This window comes from Streptomyces sp. 3214.6, assembly GCF_900129855.1.
GTDB lineage: Bacteria > Actinomycetota > Actinomycetes > Streptomycetales > Streptomycetaceae > Streptomyces > Streptomyces soliscabiei.
Genome location: NZ_LT670819.1, coordinates 4,090,927 through 4,117,568, shown reverse-complemented (window position 1 = coordinate 4,117,568; position 26,642 = coordinate 4,090,927). Strand labels below are relative to the sequence as shown.

The window sequence follows — 26,642 nt, the reverse complement described above, 5'->3', positions numbered from 1 at the left end:
ATCGTCGAACCTTCCGGCGGACCGGCCGGTTCCTGTCACCCCGTTTCAGCCTGCGAAAACGGGCCCTCGAACGACGGCCCGGGCCCGGCGGTACCACCGCCAGCCGACCGTCCTCGGTCCGTCCCGATACGGGGCCACTCGGGCGCCGAAACCCGCCAGCCAGGCCTCGACGTCGGCGACGGTGTGGCCGCGACGCACGATGAGCCGGGCGATGCGGTAGGGCTCGTCTCGATCCGAACTGAGCGCGTGCCGCACGGCGGTGGCCGTCTCGTAGCCCGCGGCGGCGGCCGCCCGCCGCACCCGGCCGCTGTTGTAGCCGTGCGGATAGGCGAGGTGGCGGACCTGATGGCCAAGGGCGTCCTCCAACACCGAGCGGGACACCCGCAGTTCGTGCGCGAGCGCGCTGGGCGCGAGGGTGTCCAGCTGGGCGTGGGTGACCGTGTGGCTGCCGATCTCCATGCCGTACTGCTCCAGCCGGGCCGCCTCCTCCAGCGTCATCATCGGGGCGGGCGGCAGCAGACTGCGCCCGCCCGCCGTGATGGCGCCGGTGGTGAGGTACGCGGTGGCGGACAGCCCGCGCCCGGCCAGCGCCTCCGCGGTCGCACCGGGCAGGTCGGCGAAACCGTCGTCGAAGGTGAGCAGCACCGGCCGGGACGGCAGCGGCGCCCGCCCGGCGAGATGGTCGGCGAGCGCGCCGATCGTGACGGGCGTACGACCGCTGTCGACGACGGCGTCCAAGTGCTCGCCGAACTGTTTCGGGCTCACGGCGAACTCGGCGATCCAGTCGGGCGGATCCTCCATCACGGCGTGGTACAGGAACACGGGGATGCTGCCGCCTGCGGGCACCGGGACGCCGCCGCCTCTGTGTGCGGACGCCGCCGTCATCGCGCGGCCCCCCGCTGCCGCAGCCGCTGCCGCAGCGCGCGTCGGGCCCGCAAGTAGCCCAGCGGTCCGTAGAGCATTCCGCGCCTCTGGAGCCGGGACAGCCGCCCGGGCCAGGCGTGCGTCCGATCGTCATGCCCACCGGGCCCGCCCCCCGCACGCCGGGGCCCGCCCCCCGCGCTCCCGGGCGCGTCCGCCCCTGAGTGCGCCCCCGATTGACTCTCCGAATGGCCCCCCGATTGAGCCCCCGCTTCCGACTCGGACGCCGCCTCGCGGCTCGCCGTCAGTGAGCGTGCGTATGCCAGCCCCCGGGGCAGCCGGGCCAGGAACGCCGGGAGCAGACCGGGCCGGTTGACGAGGATCGCCGTGAGGTAGGCGGTGAGGCCGGCGCCGTAGCCGTAGGCCTGGGTCTCCAGGTCCTGCCAGGTCTCCCGGTGGCGGTGCCAGACCAGGGCCTGCGGGGTGTAGTGCAGCCGGTGGCCCTCGGCGAGGACACGGACGAACCCGTAGAGGTCGTCGCCGCCCCGCGCGAGTGTGCCCGCACCCGTCGCCGAGTCGAAGCCGCCGACCGCCCGCAGCACCTCCGTACGGAAGGCCATGCTGGCGCCGGAGCCGAAGCGGCCTGCGGTGAAGGGGAACAGCGGCTCGTCGGCGGGCGGGTCGTACGGGTCGTACGTGCGGGCCGTGAAGCCCTTGGCGAAGCCGCCGTGGCTCTCCAGGAGGACCTGGGCGGGCGTGCGCAGCCGGGCCGGGAGGATCAGGCCGGTGGCGCAGCCGAGGCGGGGGTCGGCGGTGAACGGCGCGGTGAGTTCCGTGAGCCAGCGCGGGTCCGCCACGACGTCGTCGTCCGTGAAGGCGATCACCTCGCCGTGCGCGGCCTCGACGCCCCTGTTGTGCGCGACGGCGAGACCGGGCACCGGCTCGGTCACGTACCGCACGCGCTCGGCGTACTTGTGTGTCACCAGGTCCCGGGTCGCGTCCGTCACGGGCGCGTTGTCGACGACGATGATCTCGAAGTCCGGGTGGTCCTGGGCGAGGAGAGAGTCGAGGGCGTGGGCGAGCAGTCCGGCGCGTTCGCGGGTGGCGATGACGACGGTGGTGAACGGGACGGACTCCGGGCCGGGCAGTCGGGCGGGACCCGGCGCCCTGTGCTCACGGACGGCCAGGTCCACGAGTACCGCCTTAGGATCGGCGCCCTCCGGTACCTGCCCGAGGAGCGTCCCGACCGGCCGCCCACCCTGCCTGACCAGCACGAACACCGGACCGTGGGTGACGGGCGGGCTGCCCGGACCGGGTCTGAGCGCGCCACCATCGTCCAGTTCGAGCTCGGCGATCTGCACCGGCCGGATGCCGAGAAACCTCTCGATCTCCAGCCTCACGACCTCCTGCTGCGCACCTCTTGCGCGGGACATGAACCCCCCTTGTCTCATGACCGCCCCCGACAATCCCCGACCACACCTGGCGATCCCCGACCGACCCTGACAATCTCCGACTGTCCTCAGCCGGTCCCCGACTGTCTCTGACCGTCACTCGTGTGCCCATGAGCTGTGTGCCCATGAGCTGTGTGCCCGTGTGCCGTGTGACCGTGTGCCGTGTGACCGTTCCCCCGTGTGATCGTCACGCGCCGCGCAGGCGGCCCGCGCTCTTCAAGGTCCGGGCGGCTGCCGCGGCGAGCCTCGGCCGGTTGCGTACGAAGTGGTGCGCCCGGCGCGACGGTTCACGACTGAGCCAGTGGAGCGCGGCGCCCACCCCCGGACGCGTCCACGCGCCCTCGAACACGGGGATCTCCCCGGTCTTCAACGAGTCCTTGTACTCCGCCGCGCCCCGCCCCAGGTCGAGCAGGCCGATGCCCTCGGCGGCAGCCGACTCCGCCATCCGCAGATGCAGCACCAGACCCGGCGAGAACTTCCCGAACTCCGGGTCGTACGACGGGAACCAGCAAGCCAGGACCGTCGACGAACGCAGTCCGAAGTGTGCGGCGAGCGGCCGCTCACCGGCGTAGAGGACGGACAGCGTGCCGGAGCACTCCGGCGCGCGCGTCTCGGCGAGCGCGTCCACCAGTCGGGTGATCCACCCCTGGGCGAACCGGTCCCGGCGGCCGGTCCTGCGGTACTGCGCGGACTTCCACGCCATGAGCGTGCGCAGCGCGGCCGGGTCGCGTTCGTCGAACACGAACCGCAGCTCCCCGACCTGACGGCCGAGCCTGCGCTCCTTGGCGAGCGTCGTCTTCAGGAACTTCGGCGACTGGGACCGCAGTACGGACTCGTAGGTCTCGTAACCCTTTCCGACGTCGATGACATAGGCGGCGTACTCCTCGGCCGCGTGCGGGACGAACAGCCCCTGTGTCGCCTCCAGGTTGTCGAAGGCGAAGCTCGACAGGGAGCACGCCCGCATCAGTTCGGCGGCGTTCAGCCCGAGACCCGGGGTCAGCACCGCGCCCTGCGCGTCCGAGACGCCGTACGCGAGGGCCTGACCCTGGCCGAGCCGGCCCCGCTCATAGGGGAGGAAGCCGACCGGCTCACGCCCCTCGTACACCACCGCCACGCGCGCGCGTGGCCGCACGAGGCCCACGGCGTCGGTGAACTCCGGTTCCATGAAGGGGTTTCGCGGAAGCGTCGACGCGGCACGCAGCGCGCGCCACCGCTCCCTGTCCCCCTCGCCGAGGTCTTCCGGCCTCAGCACACGAATGCGCCCACTGCTCAACCTGACCCCCCGATCAAGTCCCCCCTGGACACCTGGACGGTACCGCTCCACCCGGGCGTCGCGGTAGGTAGCGTCCCATCTTGTTGCCAACCGGTACAGAGGCCTTTAACCGTCCACTACCCGGCGATGCGCCAGAAAGCCGTTTCTTTGTGCCCGTCCTCAGCCAGTTCCGCACCAGTAGACAAAGGGGAGTTGGCAGAACCGGACAGGACCTGGTCGTCGTCCGGCTCGCGTCGAACCAGGGGGGTGCGGCATCCGTATTCTCTGATCATGGCCGCACCCACCGCATATGCCGAGCACACCCCGTACTCTGCGTACTCCCTCATCGCCACCGACCTGGACGGAACGCTGCTGCGCGGCGACGACACGTTCTCCGACCGGTCCCTCGACGCGCTCGCGCGGGTGGCCGCCGCCGGCGCACGCCACCTGGTGGTCACAGGACGCCCCGCGCCGCGCGTACGCCCCCTGCTCGACCGGCTGCACAGCAGGGGGCTCGCGGTGTGCGGACAGGGCGCGCAGTTGTACGACGCCGGCGCGGACCGTCTGCTGTGGTCGGTCACCCTGGACCGGGAGCTGGCCGAGACCGCGCTCGGCAAGATCGAGGCGGAGGTGGGGCAGCTGTACGCGGCCGTCGATCAGGACGGCGTGGACGGGCTGACGCTCATCGAGCCGGGCTACCGGATGCCGCACCCGACGCTGCCCGCCCTGCGGGTCGACCGGCGCGATGATCTGTGGTGCGAGCCGATCAGCAAGGTGCTGCTGCGCCATCCCACCCTGTCCGACGACGAGTTGGCGGCGACGGCCCGTGCGGCGGTCGGCTCGCTCGCCACGGTCACCATGTCGGGACCCGGCACGGTCGAGCTCCAGCCCTGCGGGATCACCAAGGCGACGGGCCTGGCCCTGGCCGCCGAACACCTGGGCCTGCGGCCCGAGGACACCGTCGCCTTCGGGGACATGCCCAACGACATCCCGATGTTCGACTGGGCCGCGCGCGGAGTCGCGATGGCCAACGCCCACCCCGAACTCAAGGCGGTGGCCGACGAGGTGACGACGTCGAACGAGGACGACGGCGTGGCCGTCGTCCTCGAAAGACTGTTCCCGTAGGGCTCGTAGGGCCTGTAGGGCCTGTAGGCCCCTGGGCTGGGGGTCCTACGGGGATCTGTCAGTACGCGCCGAACACGTTGTCGATCGAGCCGTAACGGGCGGCCGCGTAGTTGCAGGCGGCGGTGATGTTGGCGACCGGGTCGTAGGAGTCCCAGGAGGTGCCGGCGACGTGGTAGGCGCGGAAGGTCGGGTCGATGACCTGGAGCAGGCCCTTGGACGGGATGCCCGCGGCCGCGTTGGAGTCCCAGAGGTTGATGGCGTAGGGGTTGCCGGAGGACTCGCGGATGACGTTGCGGTAGATGCCGTTGTACGTCCCCGGGATCCCGTGCTGGGCCATGACGTGGAGGGAGGCACGGATCCAGCCGTCGAGGTTGTTGGCGTATCCGAGGCTGGTGGCGGTGGCGACGGTCGGGGTCGCCGCGGAGGCGCCGGTCGCGCCGATGAGCGGCAGGGCGAGCACGGCCGCGCCGGTGGCGGCGACGGTGAGCGTGCGGACGAGACGGTTGCGACGGGTGCGGCGCGGCTGAGCGGCAGCGGACATGATGAATTTCCTCTCCGGCGCCTGCGAGGTGAGCTGTCGGGTTCGGGCGGGAGTTGCCCGGTCGCGTCCTGACGGGCGCGACTTCACCCCGAGCCGTACCGATATGTCCGAAACATCCGGCCTGGCGACTTACCTGGTTCCCCCGCTCCTGCCGTGCGTTCTAGGTGGGTGTACGGGCGGCGGCAGGATTCGGCGTTCCGCCCGACAGGCCGGGAACGTATGCGAGAGCACATGTCCGAAACAAGTAGCGGATTCACAGATCACCCCTATTGACCTTGGTCTGTGACCTATGGGGTGCTTGATCCTTTGTGGGTGCAAAGCCTCAACTTGCTTGGAGGTGTGGAGAATCCGTGAACGACCGGATCGGGCGGGATCGGGCGGTTTCGGCGGGGGGAGTGAGTCAAGTCACCAGCGTCCACAAGTGCGGCGAATCGGGCATTGATCCCAAGTCGGTGGCGGTGGGAAGGGGGTGGGGATGGCGACTCCGGCATCGATGGCATTGCCGGGTGGAAGGTCCTTACTTCCGGCTAACTCTATAAATATCTGTTCATATATTTGAATCAGGAACATATCGGGCGTGATCCGATACCACCTGGCCTGTAACCGTGGGGGCTATCGGTGATCGAAACGTGACCGGATACGCTGACTTGAGTGATGGCAGAGACCTATCGACAAACCGCGTAATCGCCAGTAGACACCAGCAGACAGGAGACCCCTCGTGACCGTCGTCGGGCCGTTCGGGCTGAGCGTGCGGGACCAGGCTCTGGAAGCCGATGTCCAGGCCGGATTGGCGGCTGTCGAGGAAGGCTTGCTCGAGGCCACCAAGAGTGAGGTTCCGTTCATCACGGAGGCCGCCCAGCATCTCGTGCGGGCGGGCGGGAAGCGGTTCCGGCCGCTGCTCGTGGTGCTCGCGTCGCAGTTCGGGGACCCGTACGCGCCGGGCATCGTGCCGTCGGCCGTGGTCGTGGAGCTGACCCACCTGGCCACGCTGTACCACGACGACGTGATGGACGAGGCCGCCGTGCGCCGCGGGGTGCCCAGCGCGAACGCCCGCTGGGGGAACTCCGTCGCCGTCCTCACGGGCGACTTCCTCTTCGCGCGCGCCTCCCACATCCTGGCCGACCTCGGACCGGAGGCGGTGCGGGTGCAGGCGGAGGCGTTCGAGCGGCTGGTCACCGGGCAGATCCTGGAGACGGCCGGTCCTACCGACGGACGGGACCCGGTCGAGCACTACCTCGACGTGCTCGGCGGTAAGACGGGCTCGCTGGTGGCGGTGGCCTGCCGGTTCGGGGCGATGATGTCGGGCGCCGACGAGACGGTCGTCGACGTGCTCACGCAGTACGGCGAGCGGCTGGGCGTCGCCTTCCAGCTGGCCGACGACGTCCTGGACATCGCGTCCGACTCGCACGAGTCGGGCAAGACGCCGGGGACGGATCTTCGCGAGGGCGTTCCCACGCTGCCCGTGCTGCGGCTGCGGGAGCGGGCGGCGCGCCTGTCGCTGCCCGAGGACATCGCCCTGTGCGAGCTGCTGGACTCCGACCTGAGCGACGACGCCCGGCTCGCCGAGGCCCTGGAGGCGCTCCGCGCGCACCCGGCGCTGGAGCAGGCCCGCCGGGACACCGTGCGGTACGCGAAGGACGCGCGGTCGGCGCTCGCGCCGCTGCGGGAGTGCGGCGCGAAGGCGGCGCTGATGGAACTGTGCGACGCGGTGGTCCACCGAGCCGGCTGACCTCCTCCGGCCCGCCGCCCGGCACCCGCCTGCGGCCCGCCCGGCACCCGCCTGCGGCCCGCCCGGCACCCGCCTGCGGCCCGTCACGCCGCTCCGGCCCGTCACGCCGCTCCGGCCCGTCACGCCGCTCCGGCCCGTCACGCCGCTCCGGCCCGTCACGCCGCTCCGGCCCGTCACGCCGCTCCGGCCCGTCACGCCGCTTCGGCCCGGCGATCGCCTCCGGGCCGCCACCCCCTGTGGCCCGGCACCCCCCTGTGGCCCGGCACCCCCCTGTGGCCCGGCACCCCCCTGTGGCCCGGCACCCCCCTGCGATCCGGCGACCCCTCCGGCGCGGCACCTTCCTCCGGTTCGGCACCCCCTGCGATCCGGCGACCCCTCGGATGCCGCACCCTCCTCCGGTCCGGCACCCCGCGCAGTTCCGGCGATCGCCGTCGGCCCGGCACCCCCTCAGGCCCCGCACCCCACTCAGGCCCCGCACCCCACTCAGGTGCCGCACCCCACTCAGGTGCCGCACCCCCCCACCGGCCCCGCATCCCCCTTACCCCGGCCCGCCCCCTCACCCCGGCCCTCACACCCCTCGCCCCACACCCCACACCCCTCGCCCCCGCACCCCCCGCGCCCTCACCGCGAGCCCCGCGCCCCTCCCTCGCCTGTGCCGTCCAACCCCCGTGTCCCTAGGGGAAGGCGTCGTCTCCCGGTGGGACCCCTACGGGTCGGTTGGCCTTTCCTTGCTTTCGTGTCATACCGCAGGCGTACGCGGAGTTGAGCCCTCGGGTTGACGTTTTCGTGTGGGCGATTTGGTCAGATGGGGACTACGAGAAAACACCACTCCTCACCGATTCGGGTGAGAATGGCGGCTTGGGTGGGGCGTTCAGCATGAGATGACCAGCCGCCGCCGACGACGGAGGTAAGGCACACATGGCACCGAAGGCATCCGACGACACCCTGACCGGCGGGGAGCCGAACAGCGGGGAGGCCGACGACCTGCGCGCCGGCCGGCGCAAGGCCGTGCGGTACGTCGTCCCGGTCACCGTGATCGGTGTCGCCGCGGCGACGATCGGGCTGGTCCCGGCACTCGCCGACTCCGGCGACCCCGACCTGCCGAAGATCACCGCACAGCAACTCCTCGACAAGATTGCCGCTTCGGACGTCCAGCAGCTGTCCGGCACGGTGAAGATCACCACCGATCTCGGGCTGCCCGACCTCGGCGGGCTGGAGAGCGGTCTGCTTTCCGGTGCCGCCCAGCAGGGTGGTGACGGTTCGTCCGCCGATCCGTCCACCAAGCTCACCGAACTCGCGTCCGGCACGCACACCCTGCGCGTCGCCGCCGACGGCCCGGACCGGCAGAAGCTCTCGCTGCTGGAGAAGGCCGCCGAATACAGCGTCATCCACAACGGCAAGAACGTGTGGGGGTACGACAGCGCCTCCAACGAGGTCTACCACTCCACCGTCGACGAGAGTTCCGGCAAGGAGGACACTCCTGTTCCGGCCACGCCCAAGGACCTCACCGAGGACGCCCTGAAGGCGGTCGACGACACGACGTCCGTGACCGTCGACGGCACCGTCCAGGTCGCCGGGCGCGACGCCTACAAGCTGCTGGTCAAGCCGAAGCAGTCCGGTTCCACGGTGGGCGCGATCAGCGTGGCCGTGGACGCGAAGACGGGCCTGCCGCTGAAGTTCACGCTGACCCCGGCGAGCGGCGGCGCCGCCGTCGTGGACGCGGGCTTCACCCAGGTCACCTTCGCCAAGCCGGCCGCCTCCACCTTCGACTTCACCACCCCCAAGGGCGCGAAGGTCACCGAGGGCGACAAGGCCGAGAAGGGCGACGGCGGAGGCAAGTGGGACGACGAGGGCGCGACGCGGACCGCTCCGGGGCACTCCGGCAGGTCCGACGACGACCTCGCCAAGGACCTCGGCGGCCCCGCCGGTCTCAACGTCCTCGGTGAGGGCTGGACCTCCGTCGCCACCTTCGACACCGGCGGCCAGGGCATGCCCTCGGGCTCCGAGGCCGGCGGCGGCGCCCTCGGCGGCTTCCTCGGCTCCTTCGGCGACAAGGTGAGCGGTAAGTTCGGCTCCGGCACGGTCTTCTCCACCCGCCTGATCAACGCCCTGATGACCGACGACGGCAAGGTCTACGTCGGCGCGGTCACCAAGGACGCCCTGGTGAAGGCGGCGAACGCGGAGAAGTAGGCAGCGACCTGGGCGGGGCGTGAGGGGAGCCGATGACGCAGTCCACGGGTGGTGCCACGGGTGGTGCCGCGGGTCATGCCACGGGTGGTGCCGCGGGCGACGGTGACGCCGTCATCCACACCCGCGCCCTCACCAAGCGCTACCGCGGCGGACAGCTCGCCGTCGACGGTCTCGATCTGACCGTCCCGGCGGGCAGCGTCTTCGGCTTCCTCGGTCCCAACGGCTCCGGCAAGACCACCACCATCCGCATGCTGATGGGGCTCATCGAGCCCACGGCCGGCTCGGCCCGCGTCCTGGGACAACCCATGCCGCGGGCCGCGCGCGCCGTTCTGCCCCACGTGGGGGCGCTCATCGAGGGCCCCGCCCTCTACGGCTTCCTCTCCGGCCGCGACAACCTGCTCCGCTACGACGCCGCCGACCCGACCGCCGACCCACGCACCCGGCGTACGCGGGTCACGGCGACGCTGGAGCGGGTCGGGCTGACGGCCGCCGCCGGCAAGAGGGCGAAGGCGTACTCGCTCGGCATGAAGCAGCGCCTGGGCCTCGCCGCCGCCCTGCTCCAGCCCCGCCGCCTGCTCGTCCTCGACGAACCGACCAACGGCCTGGACCCCCAGGGCATGCGGGAGATCCGTTCGCTGATTCGGGAGCTGGCCGCGGAGGGCACGACCGTCTTCCTCTCCTCCCACCTCCTCGACGAGATCGAGCAGGTGTGCACGCACGCGGCGGTGATGGCACAGGGCCGGCTGCTCGCACAGGGCTCGGTGGCGGACCTCGCGGCCGGGACCCGCGGCCGGCTGGTCGTGACGACCCCGGACCCGGCGGACGCGGCCCGGGTGCTGAAGGAGCAGGGCGTGGGCGACGTCGTCGTCGCCGAGGACCGGGTGAGCGCGGAGGCTCCGCCCGCGGAGCGCGAGCTCGCCGAACTGAACGCCGCGTTGGTGACGGCGGGCGTCCGCGTTCGCGGCTTCGCCGTCGAACGGGCCTCCCTGGAGGACGCGTTCGTGGCGCTCACGGGGGAGGGCTTCGATGTCGCGGGCTGAAGCGGAAGTGAGCGAGAACCGGAACGGAACTCCCCGAGACGACTCCCCGGGTAACCCCACCAGGTCCTGGACCCGCACCACGTCCTGGACCCGCACCAGGTCCTGGACCCACACCAGGTCATGGACCTGGACCTGGACCTTCGGACTCCTGCGCAGCGAGTTGCTGACCACCTTCCGGCGCTGGCGCACCCTCGCGCTGCTGGCCGTGCTGGCGGCCGTGCCGGTCCTGGTCGGGATCGCAGTGAAGATCGAGACGGGCGACGGCTCGTCCGCCGGTCCCGGTGGCGGCGGGGGAGGGGGCGGTGGAGGCGGCGGCCCGGCGTTCATCTCGCAGGTCACCAACAACGGCCTGTTCCTGGTCTTCACCGCGCTGGCCGTGACACTGCCGTTCTTCCTGCCGATGGCGATCGGTGTGATCGCGGGCGACGCGATCGCCGGAGAGGCGAACGCGGGCACGCTGCGCTACCTCCTGGTCGCCCCCGCCGGCCGCACCCGCCTCCTCCTGGCCAAGTACGCGACCGTCATGATCTTCTGCCTGGTGGCCACGCTCGTGGTCGCGCTCTCGGCACTGACGGTCGGTGCGCTGCTCTTCCCGCTCGGCGACCTGACGACGATCTCCGGCACCCGGATCGGCTTCGGCGACGGTCTGCTGCGTGCGCTGCTGATGGCCCTGGTCGTCGCCGTGTCCCTGATCGGCGTGGCGGCCCTCGGACTGTTCGTCTCCACGCTGACGAGCAGCGGCATCGCGGCGATGGCGACGACCGTGGGCCTGCTGATCACGATCCAGATCCTCGACCAGATCCCCCAGTTGCACGCGCTCCAGCCGTACTTCTTCTCGCACTACTGGCTGTCCTTCGCCGACCTCATGCGCGAGCCGGTCTACTGGGACGACCTCCAGAAGAACCTCGACCTGCAGGCCCTGTACGCGGCGGTCTTCGGTTCGGCGGCCTGGGCGCGCTTCACGACGAAGGACGTCACCGCCTGACAGAGCGCTGCCGGCCGGGGCCCAGGGTGTGTCAGACCGTCTCGTGGGCGAACCGGGCGAGGGGCGCCTCCGGTGCGAAGAACGTCTTCGCGCGTGTCAGCGCCTGTGTGTCCTTCAGGACGTCGCCTGGCTTGCTGCCGTTGCCGAGCAGCACCCCGCCGAAACGCATCCGCAGGTACGCGGCCGAGTTGTTGAGCGTGCCGATGAGCGGATCGGCGACCACGGGCTGGTCGTCCGCGAGAACGGACACGCCCCAGAGGGTGCGCCCGGCGAGCGTCGCCTTGAAGTCGACGCCGGGGGTGCGCAGCCAGCCCGACCAGTGGTCCAGGTAGCGCTTGGTCTGGCCGGACACCGAGTACCAGTACAGCGGGGACGCGATCACGATGTCCGTCGCGGCGAGCGTGGCGTCGAGCAGCAGCGCGGGGCTGCCCTCGGTGGGGCGGATGTGGTCGCTGTCGTGGCGCAGGTCCTCGAAGTCGGGCAGCGGATGCCGGGCGAGGCTGATCCAGGTCTGCTCGATGTCGGAGGGCAACTGCTCGGCGGCCTCGCGGGCCAGCAGTTCGGTGTTGCCGTCCGGTCGGCTGCTGCCCAGCACGAACAGGAAACTGCGGTGCGTCATGATCCGATCCCCCAAAAGTAGTCGGCGTGCGACGCTAGTCTGCCTCTGCATTATATGTTCGTGCAAGCAATTTTTTCTGGGGCTTACGGGGCGGGCATGGCCTGCGGGGCGGGCGGGAGGGTGGCGCTCCTTGCGACCGTCAGCAACGTCCCCTCCGCGCCGTGGGCCGCGACCGCCTGCAACCCCACCGGACAGCCGTCCGCGCCGAACCCCGCCGGGAGGCTGATCGCCGGGTGCCCGCTGAGGTTGAACGCCCAGGTGAGCGCCGTCGAGTAGCGGTCGCCGGGGCCGTCGTGACCGTGCGCGGCGTTCGGGGTCGTCGGCGTCAGCAGTAGGTCGGCACGGGAGAAGAGGCCGGACAGCAGCCGGTCGTTCACCCCCCGGATCCATGCGGCCGCGCGGAGGTCGGAACCCGGGGTGCGCAGCGCGAGCCAGGCCGGCCCGGGGTCCTCCAGACACAAGGGCGTGTCATGGTCCGGCAGTCGTACGACACCGGCGGCGGCCAGGCGTTCGGCGGCGGCACGGGCGAGGGCGTGCGGCTCGGGGTCGGGCTCGGCGAAGCCCAGGTCGGGGGAGAAGACGGCGAGGGGAGGAGCGGGAACCGAGGGGCGCCCCGAGGACGCCGCCGCCGGGGCCATGACCCTCCAGTACGCCTCGGCGTCCACCGCGTGCCGCACGAGGACGCCGGGCGCCGCCAGACCCGTACGGTCAGGAGGCGGCCGGTCTCCGGCGGGCGCTCGCCCGTTCGTCGTCTTCAGGCCGGTCACGCCGCACCACGCGGCCGGGATGCGTACCGAGCCCGCGCCGTCGCTGCCGGTGGCCAGGGGGACGAGGCCGGCGGCCACCGCCGCCGCGGAGCCGGCCGAGGAGCCGCCGGGCGTGCGGTCGGCGCGCCAGGGGTTGACGGTGCGGCCGTGGGCGCCGAGGCCCCAGGTCTGCCAGGGAGTGCCCGGTCCGGGGACGGCGGTCGCCCCGACGGGCACACATCCGGCGGCGATCAGCGGGGCCGCCGTAAGCAGCCCGTGACGGCCCTTCACGCCGATCGGCACCCCGGCCAGCGGCAGCCTCTCGCCCGCGGCGATCCGTACGTCGACCTCACGGGCCCACGCCCGCGCCCGCTCCTCCCACACCCCCGCGAACGCGCACAGGGAACGGTCGACCCGGGCGATCCGTCCGAGCGCCTCGCCCACGACGTCCACGGCCCGCAGCCGCCCGGCCCGCACGGCCGCGGCGATCTCCACCGCCGGCGGCCACGCCAGGGGCGTCACCCCCCGGTGAGCCGGGCCAGTGCCGCCGTCTCCCGTGGCGGGCTGCCGCCCAGGTCACCGAGGCGCCAGTCCGTCACCCAGGGGACGCGGTACACGTCGATGAGCGATTCGATCACCCGCGCCCGCTGGACGAGCGGCCGGGGCAACCGGCCGGGCGCGTCCGCGACGAGGACCACCGCGTCCAGATCGAGCCCCCGCGGAGCCTCCCCGCGCCGGAAGACGTCCACCGCCCGCAGCACGGACTCCAGCCCGGCCGCATGCGTGCGGGCGACCAGCAGTACGGACGGCGGATCACCGGCGCCGGGCCACTCCCGCCCGCAGTCGTGGCCGCCGTAGACCGCGGCGAGCGTGGAGGCGCCGGCCCCGCCGTGAACGGCGACCCAGGAGAAGCGCCGGGGCGTGGCGGTGGGGACGTACGGCATCGGAACCGGATCGGGCGCGGCCACCGGCCCCCGGATCCAGATCTCCGGCCCCCGTTGCCCGTCCGTCGTCCGCATGAACCGTGTCCCTCCCAGTCGTCGCCGTCCCTCCGGGGCGCTCCCCTGATCCTGGCTGGTCCTGGGGCGGCCACGGCCGCGAGGCGTGGGTTCCTGGAACGAGGCTGTGACGTCGCGGTGACGTGAGGACCGGGAGCGCTCGGAGAGACTCAACAGTACGTGTACTGGTACACGGACCTGGACGACCGGATCGTGACGACGCATCCGAGTGAGGAACCGATGTCTCGACTCAGCCGCGAGAAGAAGCGGGAACAGAAGCGCGCCGGCCGGCCGGCCGCCGTCGTGGCGCCGCTCGACGTCCATGTCCGCGGGGGCGGGACGGCGACGATAGGCGGCGTACCGGTCGCGGCGGTCGACGGCGAAGAGATCCAGCGCGCCGTGCTGAGCCACCTGCACCGCATCGCCCTCGCCACCGGCCACCCCGTCCTCGCCACGGTCCACGACGAACGCATCGGCTATGTCGTCCCCCTGCGCGTGGACCCCGACGGCTCCAGCCACTTCACGGCGGAACCCCTGCGTACGACTGCGGCCCCGACTCCGGCGGCGGTACGGGAGCCGGCGCCCGTGCGGGAGGCGGCCCCGGACGCGCAGATCACCGACCCGGCCCCGGCGGCCGCCCCCGCGCCCGTCGCGGACGAGCAGCCTGCTCGGCCGCGAAGCGACAAGGCCACGCACTTGCTGCGGCAGGTACCCGAGCCGGTACGGGACGCGGCGCCGACGTTCCCGTTGCGCGCGATCCCCGAGTCGGCGACCGAGCAGGGACCGCAGTCGGCGCCGGTACCCGATTCGGCGCCCACGTATGCGATCCGGGCGATCCCGGAAGCTCAGGACGACATCCCGGCCCCCGGCACGGTCACCGCCCCGACGGGCGTGTTCGGCCCACCTCCGACGATGGACGACCAGCCGCACAACGAGCAGCCGAACCCGGACGCCGACCCCACCTCGCCCCCCATCCCCATCTCAACCCCGACTTCCACCCCCACGCCGACGCCGACTTCGACCCCCACGTCGACCCCGGCCCCACCCTCAACCCCGCCCCTGACCTCGCCCTCGCCCTCGCCCCTCGCCTCCGCCCCTGCCCCTGCCCCTGCCCCGATCCTCAGCCCGACCCCGCTCCTTGCCTCGGCGCCGATTCCGCTTCCGTTGCCGGTCCACGCCTCGCCCCCCGTATCCCCGGCCCTCACCCCTCTCCTCCCCGACGACCTCGTCTCCGACTCGGTCTTCGACCCCGACTCCAAGCCCACCCCCGCCCGTGGCTTCGACGCGGTGGCGGAGGCGGTGCTCGGTGACGATCCCCGGACCCTTCAGGGCGACGGCGGGGGCCCCGCCCTGCTCGGAGAACAGATGGCGCGGGTCAACGAGGCCGTGCGGGCGGGCCGGATAGACGCGGCGGCCACTCTCGCGGAGCAGACGGTGCTGGAGGCGTCCGGGACGCTGGGGCCGGCGCACCCCGAGGTGCTCCGGTTGCGTGAACTCGGCGCGTACATCGCCTACTTGGCGGGCGACCCGCTCCGCGCCTTCCATGTCTCCCTCGAACTGGCCCGGATCCACCGCAGCGCCCGGGACGGCGAGGCCGCGTACGGCAACGTCCAGAGCGCGGCGGCGGCCTGGCGCGCCGTACGGGACCCCGTGCAGGGGCTGAACCTGGGGACCGAACTCCTCGGCCTGTGGACGGAGCTCACTGCCGAGGAGGGCCCGGCCGCCGAAGACGTCGAGCAGCTGGAGTCGGCCCGCGCGCGCATGCTCCGGCTGGCCGAACGCGCCCGCCGCTCGGGCGCGTAGCGGCTCGGCCGGCGATCGGCATCGGCTCGTTCCGATCAGAAGGAGCCGGTCAGAAGGAGCCGGTCACAAGGAGCCTGTCAGGAGGAGCCGGTCAGGAGGACAGCGCCCAGACCGCGTGGGCGACGGCGTCCGCGTTGCGGTCCAGGGCGGTGTCGTTGATGTTGGCCGCGGTGTCGCAGGAGGAGTGGTAGCAGCGGTCGAAGGCCTGCCCGGCCGTACCGCCCCACTTGGCCGCCTGCGCCGCCGTCTTGACGTAGTCGGCGCCGCTGAACAGGCCGCCCACCGGGACGCCGGCGTTCTTGAAGGGAGCGTGGTCGGAGCGGCCGTCGCCCTCGGTCTCGATCTCCGTCGCGACGCCCAGGCCCGTGAAGTAGTCCTTGAAGGTCTTCTCGATGGTCGGGTCGTCGTCGTAGACGAAGTAGCCGGGGTTCGGCGAGCCGATCATGTCGAAGTTGAGGTAGCCGCTGATGCGGGCGCGGTTCGCCGAGGACAGGTTGTTGACGTAGTACCTGGACCCGACCAGGCCCAGTTCCTCCGCGCCCCACCAGGCGAACCGCAGGTGTTTGGTGGGCTGGTAGCCGGACCGGGCCACGGCCAGGGCCGTCTCCAGTACGGCCGCCGAGCCGGAGCCGTTGTCGTTGATCCCGGCGCCGGAGGTCACGGAGTCCAGATGGGACCCCGCCATGACGACCTTGCCGGTGTCACCGCCGGGCCAGTCGGCGATGAGGTTGTAGCCGGTGCGGCCGGAGGAGGTGAACTGCTGGACAGTGGTGGTGAATCCGGCGGCGTCCAGTTTGGCCTTCACGTAGTCGAGCGAGGCCTTGTAGCCGGTACGGCCATGGGCGCGGTTGCCGCCGTTGGCAGTGGCGATGGACTGCAACTGCGTCAGATGCGCCTTGACGTTGGCCACGGAGATGTCGGGAGCGGCGGCGACGGCGGCGGACCCGTGCGCAGGTGCGGGCGCCGCGCCGACTATCGATCCGCAAGTCAGGAGCATGACAACCGAGACGGCGCCGGCGGTCGCCGTACGCCCGGAAACGGGAAGCTTCATGGCGGGGAGCTGCATGTGGGGGGCTCCGAATTCCTCGGGAATCGCCGGGTCGCAGGGATTCCACAGTGAATGGGGTTCCAGGATGGTGAACGGGGAGCCAACTCCGCGTCAAGAGCGCTATCAGGACAGGCGGTTCACATACCGGACATCAAGAGCCCCTCCAGGTCTCCGACTCCCCGCTCGGCTAATTCACGCAGAACTCGTTGCCCTCCGGGTCCGTCATCACGACCCACGCTCCGGACGGCTCGTTCACCTCCCGCAGCACGCTCGCCCCCAGCGTCTTCAGCCGCTCGACCTCCGCGGCCCGCAGTTGCGCACCGGGATGCAGATCGAGATGCAGCCGGTTCTTCACCGTCTTCGGCTCCGGCACCCGCTGGAACAGCAGCCGCCGCCCGAGCCCGGTCCCGCTGTCGGGGTCGTACGGGTCGTCGGGGTGGCGTACGGCGATCAGGTCCCGGAAGGCGGGACGGCCGTGGAACTCCACCGTCGCCGCGCCCGGCAGCGCGCCGAGCTCGAGCAGTCGCTCGATCAGTGCGCTGTTGTCCTCGACCGTGTAGTGCAGCGCGGCCGCCCAGAAGTCGGCCTGCGCATGCGGGTCGGCGGCATCGACGACGACCTTCCAGTGCACGGGCGCGGGTACGGCCTCGGAGGCTGACGGTGTCTCGGAGGCTGACGGTGTCTCGGATGCGGCGGGAGTCTCGGTCATGTGGCCACTTGTAGCAGGCTCACGCCGGGTTGGCCTCCCGCACGCCGTACTCCGCCCGGCTCGGCGATCGGGATCCCCGCCGGGAAACGCGGCCTACGGCTTGGCGGCGGGAGCGGCGGGAGCGACGGGAATGGCCGCCGCGGCTCCCTCGGCCTTCCGTACGGCGTCGTCCGGGGTGTCGAGGACGTCCTGGGCGTCGGCGAGGGCGCGGGCCGCCCGGCGCGAGGTGCGCAACGCGTCCCCGGTGAGCAGCACCAGCGCCAGCCATACCAGCGTGAAGCCGGCCCACCGCTCGGGCGGCATGTCCTCCCCGAAGTAGAGGACGCCGAGGATGAACTGCAGGACGGGCGCGAGGTACTGCAGCAGCCCCAGGGTGGACAGCGGTACGCGGATCGCCGCCGCGCCGAAGCAGACGAGGGGGAGTGCGGTGACGATGCCGGTGGAGGCGAGCAGGGCGGCGTGTCCGGCGCCCTCGGTCGTGAAGGTGGCGTCGCCGTGCGCGGACAACCACAGCAGATAGCCCAGCGCGGGCAGGAACTGGACGGCGGTCTCGGCGGTCAGCGACTCGACCCCGCCGAGGTTGACCTTCTTCTTGACCAGCCCGTAGGTGGCGAAGGAGAAGGCGAGGATCAGGGAGATCCATGGCGGGTGGCCGTAGCCGATGGTCAGAACCAGCACCGCGGTGAAGCCGACGCCGACCGCCGCCCACTGCACGGGCCGCAGCCGCTCCTTCAGGATCAGCACGCCCATCGCGATGGTGACCAGCGGGTTGATGAAGTACCCGAGGGACGCCTCGACGACATGGCCGCTGTTCACGGCCCAGATGTAGACGCCCCAGTTCACGGTGATCACGGCCGCGGCGATCACCACGAGACAGAGCCGGCGCGGCTGTCGCAGCAGCTCACCGGCCCACGCCCAGCGCCGTACGACGAGCAGTGCGGCGGCGACGAAGGCGAGGGACCACACCATGCGGTTCGCGAGGATCTCGGACGCCCCGGCGGGCTTGAGCAGGGGCCAGAAGAGGGGCACCAGCCCCCACATCCCATATGCCGCGAAGCCGTTCAGCAGACCGGTCCGGCCCTCACTCCTCGACATCCCGGCCACGGGGTCCCTCTTTCTCACGTTCAGACATGCGTGGTCGAAGGTAACGCCGAGCACCCCTGTCTGTCATGTCCGTATCGCAATACGGTCATGACAGGCAGGGGTGGGGTGACTCAAGGGACCCGTACGGGGTCCTCGGGGGGAGGGTCAGCCCTTGAGCGCCGCCGTGATCGCCTCGGCGAGCGGGGTGGTCGGGCGGCCGGCGAGGCGGGCCAGGTCACCGCTGGAGACGACCAGCTCACCCTGCTCGATCGACGCGTCCACACCGGCGAAGACCCCGGCGAGCGGCTCGGGCAGCCCTGCACCGGTCAGGATGCCGATGAGCACCTCGGCCGGCACGGCGTTGTAGGCGATCTCCTTGCCGGTCTGCTTGCTCAGCTCGGCCGCGTACTCGGCGAAGCTCCACGCCTCGTCGCCGCCCAGCTCGTACGTCTTGTTCTCATGGCCCTCGCCGGTCAGCACGGCGACGGCGGCGGCCGCGTAGTCGGCGCGGGAGGCGGAGGAGACCCGGCCCTCACCGGCGGCCGCGACGACGGCGTTGTGCTCCAGCACCGGGGCGAGCTGCTCGGTGTAGTTCTCGTGGTACCAGCCGTTGCGCAGCAGCGTGTACGGCAGGCCGGAGGCGAGCAGCGCCTTCTCGGTGGCGCGGTGGTCGTCGGCCAGCGCCGCGGTCAGGGTGCCCGGCGCGCTGGTGTACGCGAGGAGCGCGACCCCGGCGGCCTTCGCGGCGTCGATGACGACCTGGTGCTGGGCCGGGCGGCCCTTGTCGAACTCGTTGCCCGAGATCAGCAGCACCTTGTCGCCGGAGGCGAAGACGCTGTCGAACGTCTCGGGGGCGTTGTAGTCGGCGACGGCGAGCTTGACGCCGCGGGCCGCGAGGTCGGAGGCCTTGGACTCGTCGCGGACGACGGCGGTGATCTGCTCGGCCGGGACCTTCTCCAGCAGCTGCTCGACTACGTGGCGGCCGAGGTGTCCGGTGGCTCCGGTGACGACGATGCTCATGGCTTCAGGAACTCCTAGTGCGGATGCGGGGGTCTTCCACTAACCCTAGGAGGTGCGCTAACTCAACGAAAGTACCAACTTTGAAGTAAGCTACTTACGTTCAGGTAAGTGTGAGTAGGGGCGCCGAGTGAGTGGCCGTGCCGGGTGAGTGGCGGCAAGTATCCAGCCTGGTCCACGCACCCGAAGAGGCCCGACACTGGAGGAGCTCCAGTTCCGGGCCTCACTGCCGGTCGGCCTCCTGCGTCAGCCGACGACCGTCCAGGTGTCCCCGCCCGCCAGCAGCGCCGCCAGGTCGCCCTTGCCGTGCTGTTCGACCGCTGTGTCGAGCTGGTCGGCCATCTGGGTGTCGTAGACCGGCCGCTCGACCGAGCGCAGCACACCGATCGGCGTGTGGTGCAGGCTGTCCGGATCGGCCAGGCGTGACAGGGCGAACGCGGTGGTCGGGGACGCGGCATGCGCGTCATGGACCAGCACGTCCGCCTCGTTCTGCGGGGTCACCGTGACGACCTTCAGATCCCCGGTCGCCGCATCGCGCACGACCCCCCGCGCCCCGTCCGCCCCGAACCTGATCGGCTGCCCGTGCTCCAGCCGGATCACCGCCTCCTCGGCCGACGCCCGGTCCTTCAGCGCCTCGAACGCGCCGTCGTTGAAGATGTTGCAGTTCTGGTAGATCTCGACCAGCGCCGTGCCCGGATGGGCGGCGGCCTGGCGCAGCACCTCCGTCAGGTGCTTGCGGTCGGAGTCGATGGTCCGGGCGACGAAGGAGGCCTCGGCGCCGATGGCCAGGGAGACCGGGTTGAAGGGCGCGTCCAGTGAGCCCATCGGCGTCGACTTGGTGATCTTGCCGACTTCGGAGGTGGGCGAGTACTGGCCCTTGGTGAGGCCGTAGATACGGTTGTTGAAGAGCAGGATCTTCAGGTTCACGTTGCGGCGCAGGGCATGGATGAGATGGTTGCCGCCGATGGACAGCGCGTCGCCGTCGCCGGTCACCACCCACACGCTCAGATCGCGCCTGCTGGCGGCGAGCCCGGTCGCGATCGCCGGGGCCCTCCCGTGAATCGAATGCATCCCGTAGGTGTTCATGTAGTACGGGAAGCGCGACGAGCAGCCGATGCCCGAGACGAAGACGATGTTCTCCTTGGCCAGGCCGAGTTCGGGCATGAAGCCCTGGACGGCCGCCAGGATCGCGTAGTCACCGCAGCCGGGGCACCAGCGCACTTCCTGATCGGACTTGAAGTCCTTCATGGACTGTCTGGCCTCGGCCTTGGGGACGAGCGAGAGCGCCTCGATCGTGCCCGTGCCTTCCGTTCCGGTCTCAGCCATCGATGGCCTCCTTGAGCGCCGTGGCGAGCTGCTCCGCCTTGAACGGCATGCCGTTGACCTGGTTGTAGGAGTGGGCGTCGACCAGGTATCTCGCCCGGACGAGGGTGGCGAGCTGGCCGAGGTTCATCTCGGGGATGACGACCTTGTCGTAACGCCTCAGGACCGTGCCGAGGTTGGGCGGGAACGGGTTCAGATGCCGCAGATGTGCCTGCGCGATGGCCTCCCCCGCCGTCCGCAGCCTTCGTACGGCCGCGGTGATGGGCCCGTAGGTGGAACCCCAGCCGAGTACCAGGGTGCTCGCCCCGTGCGGATCGTCGACCTCCACATCCGGGACGTCGATGCCGTCGATCTTGGCCTGGCGGGTGCGGACCATGAAGTCGTGGTTGGCGGGGGCGTAGGAGATGTTCCCGGTGCCGTCCTCCTTCTCGATCCCGCCGATACGGTGCTCCAGCCCCGGTGTGCCCGGGATCGCCCACGGCCGGGCGAGGGTCTGCGGGTCACGCTTGTACGGCCAGAAGACCTCGGCCCCGTCGTCCAGCGTGTGGTTCGGCCCCTGCGCGAACTGCACGCGCAGATCCGGCAGCTCGTCCAGCTCGGGGATGCGCCACGGCTCGGAGCCGTTGGCGAGGTAGCCGTCGGACAGGAGCATCACCGGCGTGCGGTAGGTGAGCGCGATCCGCGCGGCTTCCAGCGCGGCGTCGAAGCAGTCGGCGGGCGTGCGGGGCGCGACGATCGGCACCGGCGCCTCGCCGTTGCGCCCGAACATGGCCTGGAGCAGGTCGGCCTGCTCGGTCTTGGTCGGCAGACCGGTCGACGGCCCGCCGCGTTGGATGTCGATGACCAGCAGCGGCAGCTCCAGCGAGACGGCGAGCCCGATGGTCTCGGACTTCAGCGCCACACCGGGCCCGGAGGTGGTGGTGACGGCGAGGGACCCGCCGAAGGCCGCCCCGAGCGCCGCGCCGATCCCCGCGATCTCGTCCTCCGCCTGGAAGGTCCGCACACCGAAGTTCTTGTGGCGGCTGAGCTCATGCAGGATGTCGGAGGCCGGAGTGATCGGGTACGACCCGAGGAACAGCGGCAGATCGGCCTGCCGGGAGGCGCTGACCAGGCCGTATGCCAGAGCCAGGTTCCCGGAGATGTTCCGGTAGGTGCCCACGGGAAAGGCCTTCGCGGCCGGGGCGACCTCATAACTGACCGCGAAGTCCTCGGTCGTCTCCCCGAAGTTCCACCCGGCGCGGAACGCGGCGATGTTGGCGGCGGCGATGTCGGGCTTCTTCGCGAACTTCGACTTCAGGAACTTCTCGGTGCCCTCGGTGGGCCGGTGGTACATCCACGACAAGAGGCCGAGCGCGAACATGTTCTTGCTGCGCTCGGCCTCCTTACGGGTGAGGTCGAATTCCTTCAGTGCCTCGACGGTCAGGGTGGTCAGTGGGACCGGATGGAGCTGGTAACCGTCGAGGGATCCGTCCTCCAGCGGCGAGGCCGCGTACCCCACCTTCTGCATCGCCCGCTTGGTGAACTCGTCCGTGTTGACGATGATCTCCGCACCCCGCGGCACATCGGCGATGTTCGCCTTCAGCGCGGCCGGGTTCATCGCGACCAGCACATTGGGCGCGTCACCGGGGGTCAGGATGTCGTGGTCGGCGAAGTGCAGCTGGAACGAGGAGACGCCGGGCAGGGTGCCGGCGGGCGCGCGGATCTCGGCGGGGAAGTTCGGCAGGGTGGAGAGGTCGTTCCCGAAGGAAGCCGTCTCCGAGGTGAAACGGTCACCGGTGAGCTGCATACCGTCACCCGAGTCACCCGCGAACCTGATGATCACCCGGTCGAGACGGCGTACGTCCTTCGTCCCGTCCGGTTGGCGCTGCTCTCCCACGACGGCCGCGTCCGCTCCGCCGGTTCCGTCGGCCTGTTCCGCTGGGCTGCTGACCTGACTGGTCACTGAACTGGACCTCCCTCGAGGTGGCTGTCCCGGAGGGGCCTTCCCGAAGACCCTCCATGGATCAACCCTACGTCGGTAAGGGTCGCCTTCCCTCGGCCATTTCGTGTGACTGTCAGCTGACTGTCAGCGCCCCGACACGGCCCGGCACCCCCGTTGCCATGATTTCCCGCCCCCCGGCGTCGTTCTGGTTAGACGCACCGGCCAGAAGACGTGGTCACCCGAGACGCGTGGTCACCCGTGACGACTGGCACAGTGCCACTTCGTCATGAGTTGAGATAGGTGAGGACCGCGAGAACGCGACGGTGATCCCCGTCACTCGGGGACAGACCGAGCTTCAGGAAAATGTTGCTGACGTGCTTCTCCACCGCCCCGTCGCTGACGACCAGCTGCCGGGCGATCGCCGAGTTCGTGCGCCCCTCGGCCATCAGCCCCAGGACCTCCCGCTCCCGCGGAGTCAGTCCCGCCAGCACGTCCTGCTTCCTGCTGCGCCCGAGCAACTGTGCGACGACCTCCGGGTCCAGGGCGGTGCCGCCCTGCGCGACCCGCACCACGGCGTCGACGAATTCCCGCACCTCGGCCACCCGGTCCTTGAGCAGATACCCGACCCCGCGACTGGAACCGGCCAACAGTTCGGTGGCGTACCGCTCCTCCACGTACTGCGACAACACCAGCACCCCGAGCCCCGGATGCGCCCTGCGCAGCTGTACGGCGGCCCGCACCCCTTCGTCGGTGTGAGTGGGCGGCATCCGCACGTCCGCGACGACGACATCGGGCAGCGCACCCTCGTCGTCCAACTCGGTAATGGTCTTGACCAGCGCCTCCGCGTCCCCGACCCCGGCGACCACGTCATGCCCCCGGTCGGTCAGCAACCGGGTCAGCCCCTCCCGCAACAGCACCGAATCCTCGGCGATGACCACCCGCACCCTGTCCTCCACGCTCCTCGGCCCCCCAGCCGTCCACCCGTCGGTCGAACCAGTCAAGCATTCCAGCTTCTGGCTCGTCTGTACCCGACAACAGGGGGCCCAGGCCCGAGGACGGCGCGAATACAGCCACCACCCACCCACTTTCGGCCGATCCACAGCTCGGGAACGGGGCAGTCGGCTGGGGGCGGGCCGGCCCATTCAGCCCGTCCGGCGTTTGAGGACGAGGCTCGTCAAGGGCCGACGGCGGGGGTCTAGGGGGTCTGGGGGCTGAGGGTCTGGGGGGCCGGGGCCGCAGCCCCCAGGGGACGGATGGGAACGGGTAGGGGCGGCGGGGGGGCGAGAAAAATCCGCCCCCCTCAGACCCCTTCCGCCCGCCAGGGCAACTCCGCGGTGATCCGAGTGGGCCCGCCCACCGGCGAATCCACCACCAGAATCCCGTCCACCGAATCCAACCGCCCCGCAAGCCCGGCCAACCCCGACCCACCCCCGGCCCCCCCGCCGGAGGCATCCGCTCCGCCCATCCCGTCATCCACCACCTGCAACATCAACCGATCCTCCACCCGCCACACATCCACCGCGGCCGACCGCGCCCCACTGTGCTTGCTGATGTTCTGCAGCAGCTCCGACACGGTGAAGTACGCGATCCCCTCGATCGCCGGCGCCGGCCGCTCCACCAGATCCACCTCCACCCGCACCGGCACCACGCACCGCGACGCCACCGCCGACAACGCCGCGTCCAGCCCCCGGTCCGTCAGCACCGCCGGATGAATCCCCCGCGCCAGATCCCGCAGCTCCTGCAGCGCCGTCTTCACCTCACCGTGGGCGTCATCCACCATCCGCGCCGCCGCCTGCGGATTCTCCCGCAGCGTCTCCTTCGCCACCCCCAGATCCATCGCCAGCGCCACCAGCCGGGCCTGCGCCCCGTCGTGCAGATCGCGCTCGATGCGCCGCAGATCGGCGGCCGCCGTGTCCACCACGACACCCCGGTCCGACTCCAGCTCCACCACCCGCGCCCCCAGCGACGACGGCCCGAGCAGCCCGTGCACCAGCAGCCGGTCCACCGTCGTCAGCGCCCGCACGATCCACGGCGTGGCCAGCGTGATCAGCAGGCCCACCAGCGCCGTCACGGCGATCTCGAACGGGTTGTCGAGGTAGACGCTGTGCTGCTCGTCTCCGTACAGCTGAAGCCCGCCCTGACCGCCGTACGCCGGGAAGACCCAGAACCACAGCGGATACGTCAGCATGCTCCAGCCGAACGACCACACCGTCACGGTGACGCCGAAAGAGAACACCGCCCACGGGAACTGCACCACCGCGTACAGCACGCTCCGCCACGACGTGCCGCTCTTGAGGACGGCGCCCATCCAGGCCATCGGGCCGCTGCCGCGCGGCCGCAGCGGCTCGGGCGCGTCGACCTCCAGGCCGAGCAGCCCGCGCGCCCGCGCCCGCTCCACGGCCCCGAAGCCCCGGCACGCGGCGAGCCCCGCCGCCAGCACCGGGACACCGAGGAACGTCACCAGCAGGCCCGCACCCAGCGACAGCATCGTGACCGCGAACGTGAACAGCACGATGCCGATCGGCAGACCGAGCAGGACGTAGAGGAGCTCACGCCAGTGGCGAGCCGTGAGCGGCTCACGCAGTCCCGACGGCAACAGCTGCCGGCGCTCCCCGCCCCGGCGCCGGTACTCGGGTCCGTGCTCGTCGTACCGGTCGTACTGGTCGTACTCGTCGTAGTACTGCCCGTACTGCCCGTACTGCGTGGCCATCGGCGTCGTCCGTTCTACTCGTTCGTACCTGCACGTCGCGCAGCTGTCGATCCGTACCTCCAACCCTCCTCGGCGGCGGGCCGGCGGACCATGGAGGCCGTCGGCCTCTTGAACGGGGGGTTTTCCCTACCTCCCACGGTCGCCGGCTCCCCGGTCCCGCCAGGGGAGTTCCGCGGTCACCGTCGTCGGACCGCCCGCCGGCGACTCCACGACGAAGATCCCGTCGACGGCGTCCAGCCGGTCCGCCAGCCCGCGCATCCCCGACCCGCCGTCGAGCCGTGCGCCGCCCCGGCCGTCGTCCCACACCTGGATGAGCAGTCGGTCGTCCGACCGCCACACGTCCACCGACGCCGACCGGGCCCCGCTGTGCTTGCTGATGTTCTGCAGCAGCTCCGAGACGGTGAAGTAGGCGATGCCCTCGATGGCCTGCGCCGGCCTGGACGTCAGGTCGGCGGTCACCTTCACCGGCACCGTGCAGCGCGAGGCCACCGACGACAGCGCCGCGTCCAGCCCCCGGTCGGTCAGGACGGCCGGATGGATCCCGCGCGCGAGGTCCCGCAGCTCCTGCAGCGCGAGCTTCACCTCGCCGTGCGCCTCCTCCACCATCGCCGCGACGGCGTCGTCGGCCTGCCCCTCCAGCAGCTTCTCCTTCGCCAGACCCAGCCCCATCGCCAGATTGACCAGCCGGGCCTGCGCCCCGTCGTGCAGATCGCGCTCGATGCGCCGCAGATCGGCGGCCGCCGTGTCCACCACGACCCCCCGGTCCGACTCCAGCTCCGCGATCCGCCGCTCCAACTCGTCGGAGGGCGACAGCAGCCCCCGCACCATCGCCCGGTCCACGTTCGTCAGCCCGCGCGCCAGGAACGGCAGCACCGGCCACAGCACGAACAGCGAGGGCACGACCACGCTGAACGTCAGAATCCCCCAGGGCAGCCGGACGAGGTCGTACAGCACCGTGCGCCAGGCCACCGGATCCTTCAGCGCCAGCCACATCTGCTGGAAGAAGCCGCCCGCCCTGCGCAGCGGCAGCGGGCTCGGCTCGTCGATCCGCACCCCGAGCAGCCGACGCGCCCGCCCGCGCTCGAACCGGCCCATCAGCCGCGCCCCAGCCAGCCCGAGCGCCAGCAACGGGAACCCGACCACGGTGACGGTCATCGCGGCCCCGGTGACGATCACCGTCATCACATACGTGAACCCGATCAACGACAACGGCAGGTTCGCCAGCAGATGCGCGATCTCCTTCCATGTCTGCGGGTCGTAGGCGAAGCGGGCCGGCGGCGGACGATCGTCGTGGTGCCCCGTTCCACCCAGGTGGGAGGGGGGCTGGGAAGTGGTCATACGGGCTAGCGTGCCGCGCCGGGCGCCGCCGCGCCATGAGGTCATCCGCCTCCGTCCCCTGGGGAAAACCCCCGCCCCGCAACCCGAAGCGTGACGGGCTGCTTACCGTCCCTTTATCAGGGCCTAGACTCCCGTCCGTACAGATCGTCGAAG

The 26,642-nt window shown here is 71.2% G+C and carries 22 protein-coding genes and 1 riboswitch; of the genes, 6 read left to right on the top strand and 16 right to left on the bottom strand.

Annotated features, from left to right (window positions below):
* Positions 1-45 precede the first annotated feature (45 nt).
* The 3 genes from B5557_RS18325 to B5557_RS18315 all read right to left on the bottom strand — a co-directional run bounded on the left by B5557_RS18325 (position 46) and on the right by B5557_RS18315 (position 3,564).
* Complete coding sequence (locus tag B5557_RS18325; RefSeq protein WP_173877841.1) at positions 46-801, bottom strand: polysaccharide deacetylase family protein; 756 nt, start codon at positions 799-801, stop codon at positions 46-48.
* A gap of 80 nt (positions 802-881) precedes the next feature.
* Positions 882-2,294 carry a glycosyltransferase gene (locus B5557_RS18320; protein WP_079660486.1) on the bottom strand — a complete coding sequence of 471 codons (1,413 nt, stop codon included), beginning with the start codon at positions 2,292-2,294 and terminating at the stop codon, positions 882-884.
* Between the two features lie 205 nt (positions 2,295-2,499).
* Positions 2,500-3,564 (bottom strand): GNAT family N-acetyltransferase, encoded by a 1,065-nt coding sequence (locus tag B5557_RS18315; RefSeq protein ID WP_173877699.1) that lies wholly within the window; start codon positions 3,562-3,564, stop codon positions 2,500-2,502.
* A 291-nt stretch (positions 3,565-3,855) separates the two neighbouring features.
* Here B5557_RS18315 and B5557_RS18310 point away from each other — a divergent pair, with 291 nt between their 5' ends.
* Positions 3,856-4,689 (top strand): HAD family hydrolase, encoded by an 834-nt coding sequence (locus B5557_RS18310; protein ID WP_079664855.1) that lies wholly within the window; start codon positions 3,856-3,858, stop codon positions 4,687-4,689.
* Between the two features lie 58 nt (positions 4,690-4,747).
* Here the strand turns inward: B5557_RS18310 and B5557_RS18305 are convergent, their stop codons facing one another.
* Positions 4,748-5,230, bottom strand: a complete 483-nt coding sequence (locus B5557_RS18305; RefSeq protein ID WP_079660484.1) for a transglycosylase SLT domain-containing protein — start codon at positions 5,228-5,230, stop codon at positions 4,748-4,750.
* Between the two features lie 3 nt (positions 5,231-5,233).
* Positions 5,234-5,435: riboswitch (cyclic di-AMP (ydaO/yuaA leader) on the bottom strand.
* A 513-nt stretch (positions 5,436-5,948) separates the two neighbouring features.
* On the opposite strand from B5557_RS18305, the gene B5557_RS18300 reads away from it, so the two are divergent.
* From B5557_RS18300 to B5557_RS18285, 4 genes are all read left to right on the top strand, one after another.
* Entirely contained in the window at positions 5,949-6,959 is a 1,011-nt protein-coding gene (locus B5557_RS18300; protein ID WP_079660483.1) for a polyprenyl synthetase family protein, read from the top strand.
* Between the two features lie 918 nt (positions 6,960-7,877).
* Entirely contained in the window at positions 7,878-9,149 is a 1,272-nt protein-coding gene (locus B5557_RS18295) for a LolA family protein (protein ID WP_079660482.1), read from the top strand.
* Positions 9,150-9,181: 32 nt separating this feature from the next.
* The gene (locus B5557_RS18290) at positions 9,182-10,189 is read left to right on the top strand and encodes an ABC transporter ATP-binding protein (protein ID WP_079660481.1); all 1,008 of its coding nucleotides are present in this window, start codon (positions 9,182-9,184) and stop codon (positions 10,187-10,189) included.
* Between the two features lie 7 nt (positions 10,190-10,196).
* Complete coding sequence (locus B5557_RS18285) at positions 10,197-11,174, top strand: ABC transporter permease (protein WP_443031355.1); 978 nt, start codon at positions 10,197-10,199, stop codon at positions 11,172-11,174.
* A gap of 31 nt (positions 11,175-11,205) precedes the next feature.
* Here the strand turns inward: B5557_RS18285 and B5557_RS18280 are convergent, their stop codons facing one another.
* The 3 genes from B5557_RS18280 to B5557_RS18270 all read right to left on the bottom strand — a co-directional run bounded on the left by B5557_RS18280 (position 11,206) and on the right by B5557_RS18270 (position 13,558).
* A complete protein-coding gene (locus B5557_RS18280) occupies positions 11,206-11,793 on the bottom strand; it encodes a flavodoxin family protein (RefSeq protein ID WP_079660480.1) in 588 nt (195 codons plus the stop codon).
* 83 nt (positions 11,794-11,876) lie between these two features.
* Positions 11,877-13,061 (bottom strand): amidase family protein, encoded by a 1,185-nt coding sequence (locus B5557_RS18275; RefSeq protein ID WP_443031354.1) that lies wholly within the window; start codon positions 13,059-13,061, stop codon positions 11,877-11,879.
* Positions 13,058-13,558: a DUF6668 family protein gene (locus B5557_RS18270; protein ID WP_079660479.1), complete on the bottom strand. Its 501-nt coding sequence runs from the start codon at positions 13,556-13,558 to the stop codon at positions 13,058-13,060. Before B5557_RS18270 ends, B5557_RS18275 begins: the two co-directional genes overlap by 4 nt.
* A gap of 219 nt (positions 13,559-13,777) precedes the next feature.
* Between B5557_RS18270 and B5557_RS18265 the strand changes: the two genes are divergently transcribed.
* Positions 13,778-15,340 carry a hypothetical protein gene (locus B5557_RS18265; protein ID WP_079664853.1) on the top strand — a complete coding sequence of 521 codons (1,563 nt, stop codon included), beginning with the start codon at positions 13,778-13,780 and terminating at the stop codon, positions 15,338-15,340.
* A gap of 91 nt (positions 15,341-15,431) precedes the next feature.
* Here B5557_RS18265 and B5557_RS18260 read toward each other — a convergent pair whose 3' ends face one another.
* From B5557_RS18260 to B5557_RS18220, 9 genes are all read right to left on the bottom strand, one after another.
* Complete coding sequence (locus B5557_RS18260; RefSeq protein ID WP_079664851.1) at positions 15,432-16,391, bottom strand: M28 family metallopeptidase; 960 nt, start codon at positions 16,389-16,391, stop codon at positions 15,432-15,434.
* 184 nt (positions 16,392-16,575) lie between these two features.
* A complete protein-coding gene (locus tag B5557_RS18255; RefSeq protein ID WP_231976387.1) occupies positions 16,576-17,097 on the bottom strand; it encodes a VOC family protein in 522 nt (173 codons plus the stop codon).
* Between the two features lie 93 nt (positions 17,098-17,190).
* Entirely contained in the window at positions 17,191-18,201 is a 1,011-nt protein-coding gene (rarD, locus tag B5557_RS18250; protein WP_079660478.1) for an EamA family transporter RarD, read from the bottom strand.
* Positions 18,202-18,345: 144 nt separating this feature from the next.
* Positions 18,346-19,200, bottom strand: a complete 855-nt coding sequence (locus B5557_RS18245) for an SDR family oxidoreductase (RefSeq protein WP_079660477.1) — start codon at positions 19,198-19,200, stop codon at positions 18,346-18,348.
* Between the two features lie 243 nt (positions 19,201-19,443).
* Positions 19,444-20,523 carry a 2-oxoacid:ferredoxin oxidoreductase subunit beta gene (locus B5557_RS18240; protein WP_079660476.1) on the bottom strand — a complete coding sequence of 360 codons (1,080 nt, stop codon included), beginning with the start codon at positions 20,521-20,523 and terminating at the stop codon, positions 19,444-19,446.
* Entirely contained in the window at positions 20,516-22,462 is a 1,947-nt protein-coding gene (locus B5557_RS18235; protein WP_079660475.1) for a 2-oxoacid:acceptor oxidoreductase subunit alpha, read from the bottom strand. Before B5557_RS18235 ends, B5557_RS18240 begins: the two co-directional genes overlap by 8 nt.
* 263 nt (positions 22,463-22,725) lie before the next feature.
* Positions 22,726-23,397 (bottom strand): response regulator transcription factor, encoded by a 672-nt coding sequence (locus B5557_RS18230; protein WP_079660474.1) that lies wholly within the window; start codon positions 23,395-23,397, stop codon positions 22,726-22,728.
* A 344-nt stretch (positions 23,398-23,741) separates the two neighbouring features.
* Entirely contained in the window at positions 23,742-25,151 is a 1,410-nt protein-coding gene (locus B5557_RS18225; RefSeq protein ID WP_079660473.1) for a sensor histidine kinase, read from the bottom strand.
* Positions 25,152-25,277: 126 nt separating this feature from the next.
* On the bottom strand, positions 25,278-26,489 hold the full coding sequence (locus B5557_RS18220) for a sensor histidine kinase (RefSeq protein WP_079664849.1): 1,212 nt from the start codon (positions 26,487-26,489) through the stop codon (positions 25,278-25,280).
* Positions 26,490-26,642: the final 153 nt, after the last annotated feature.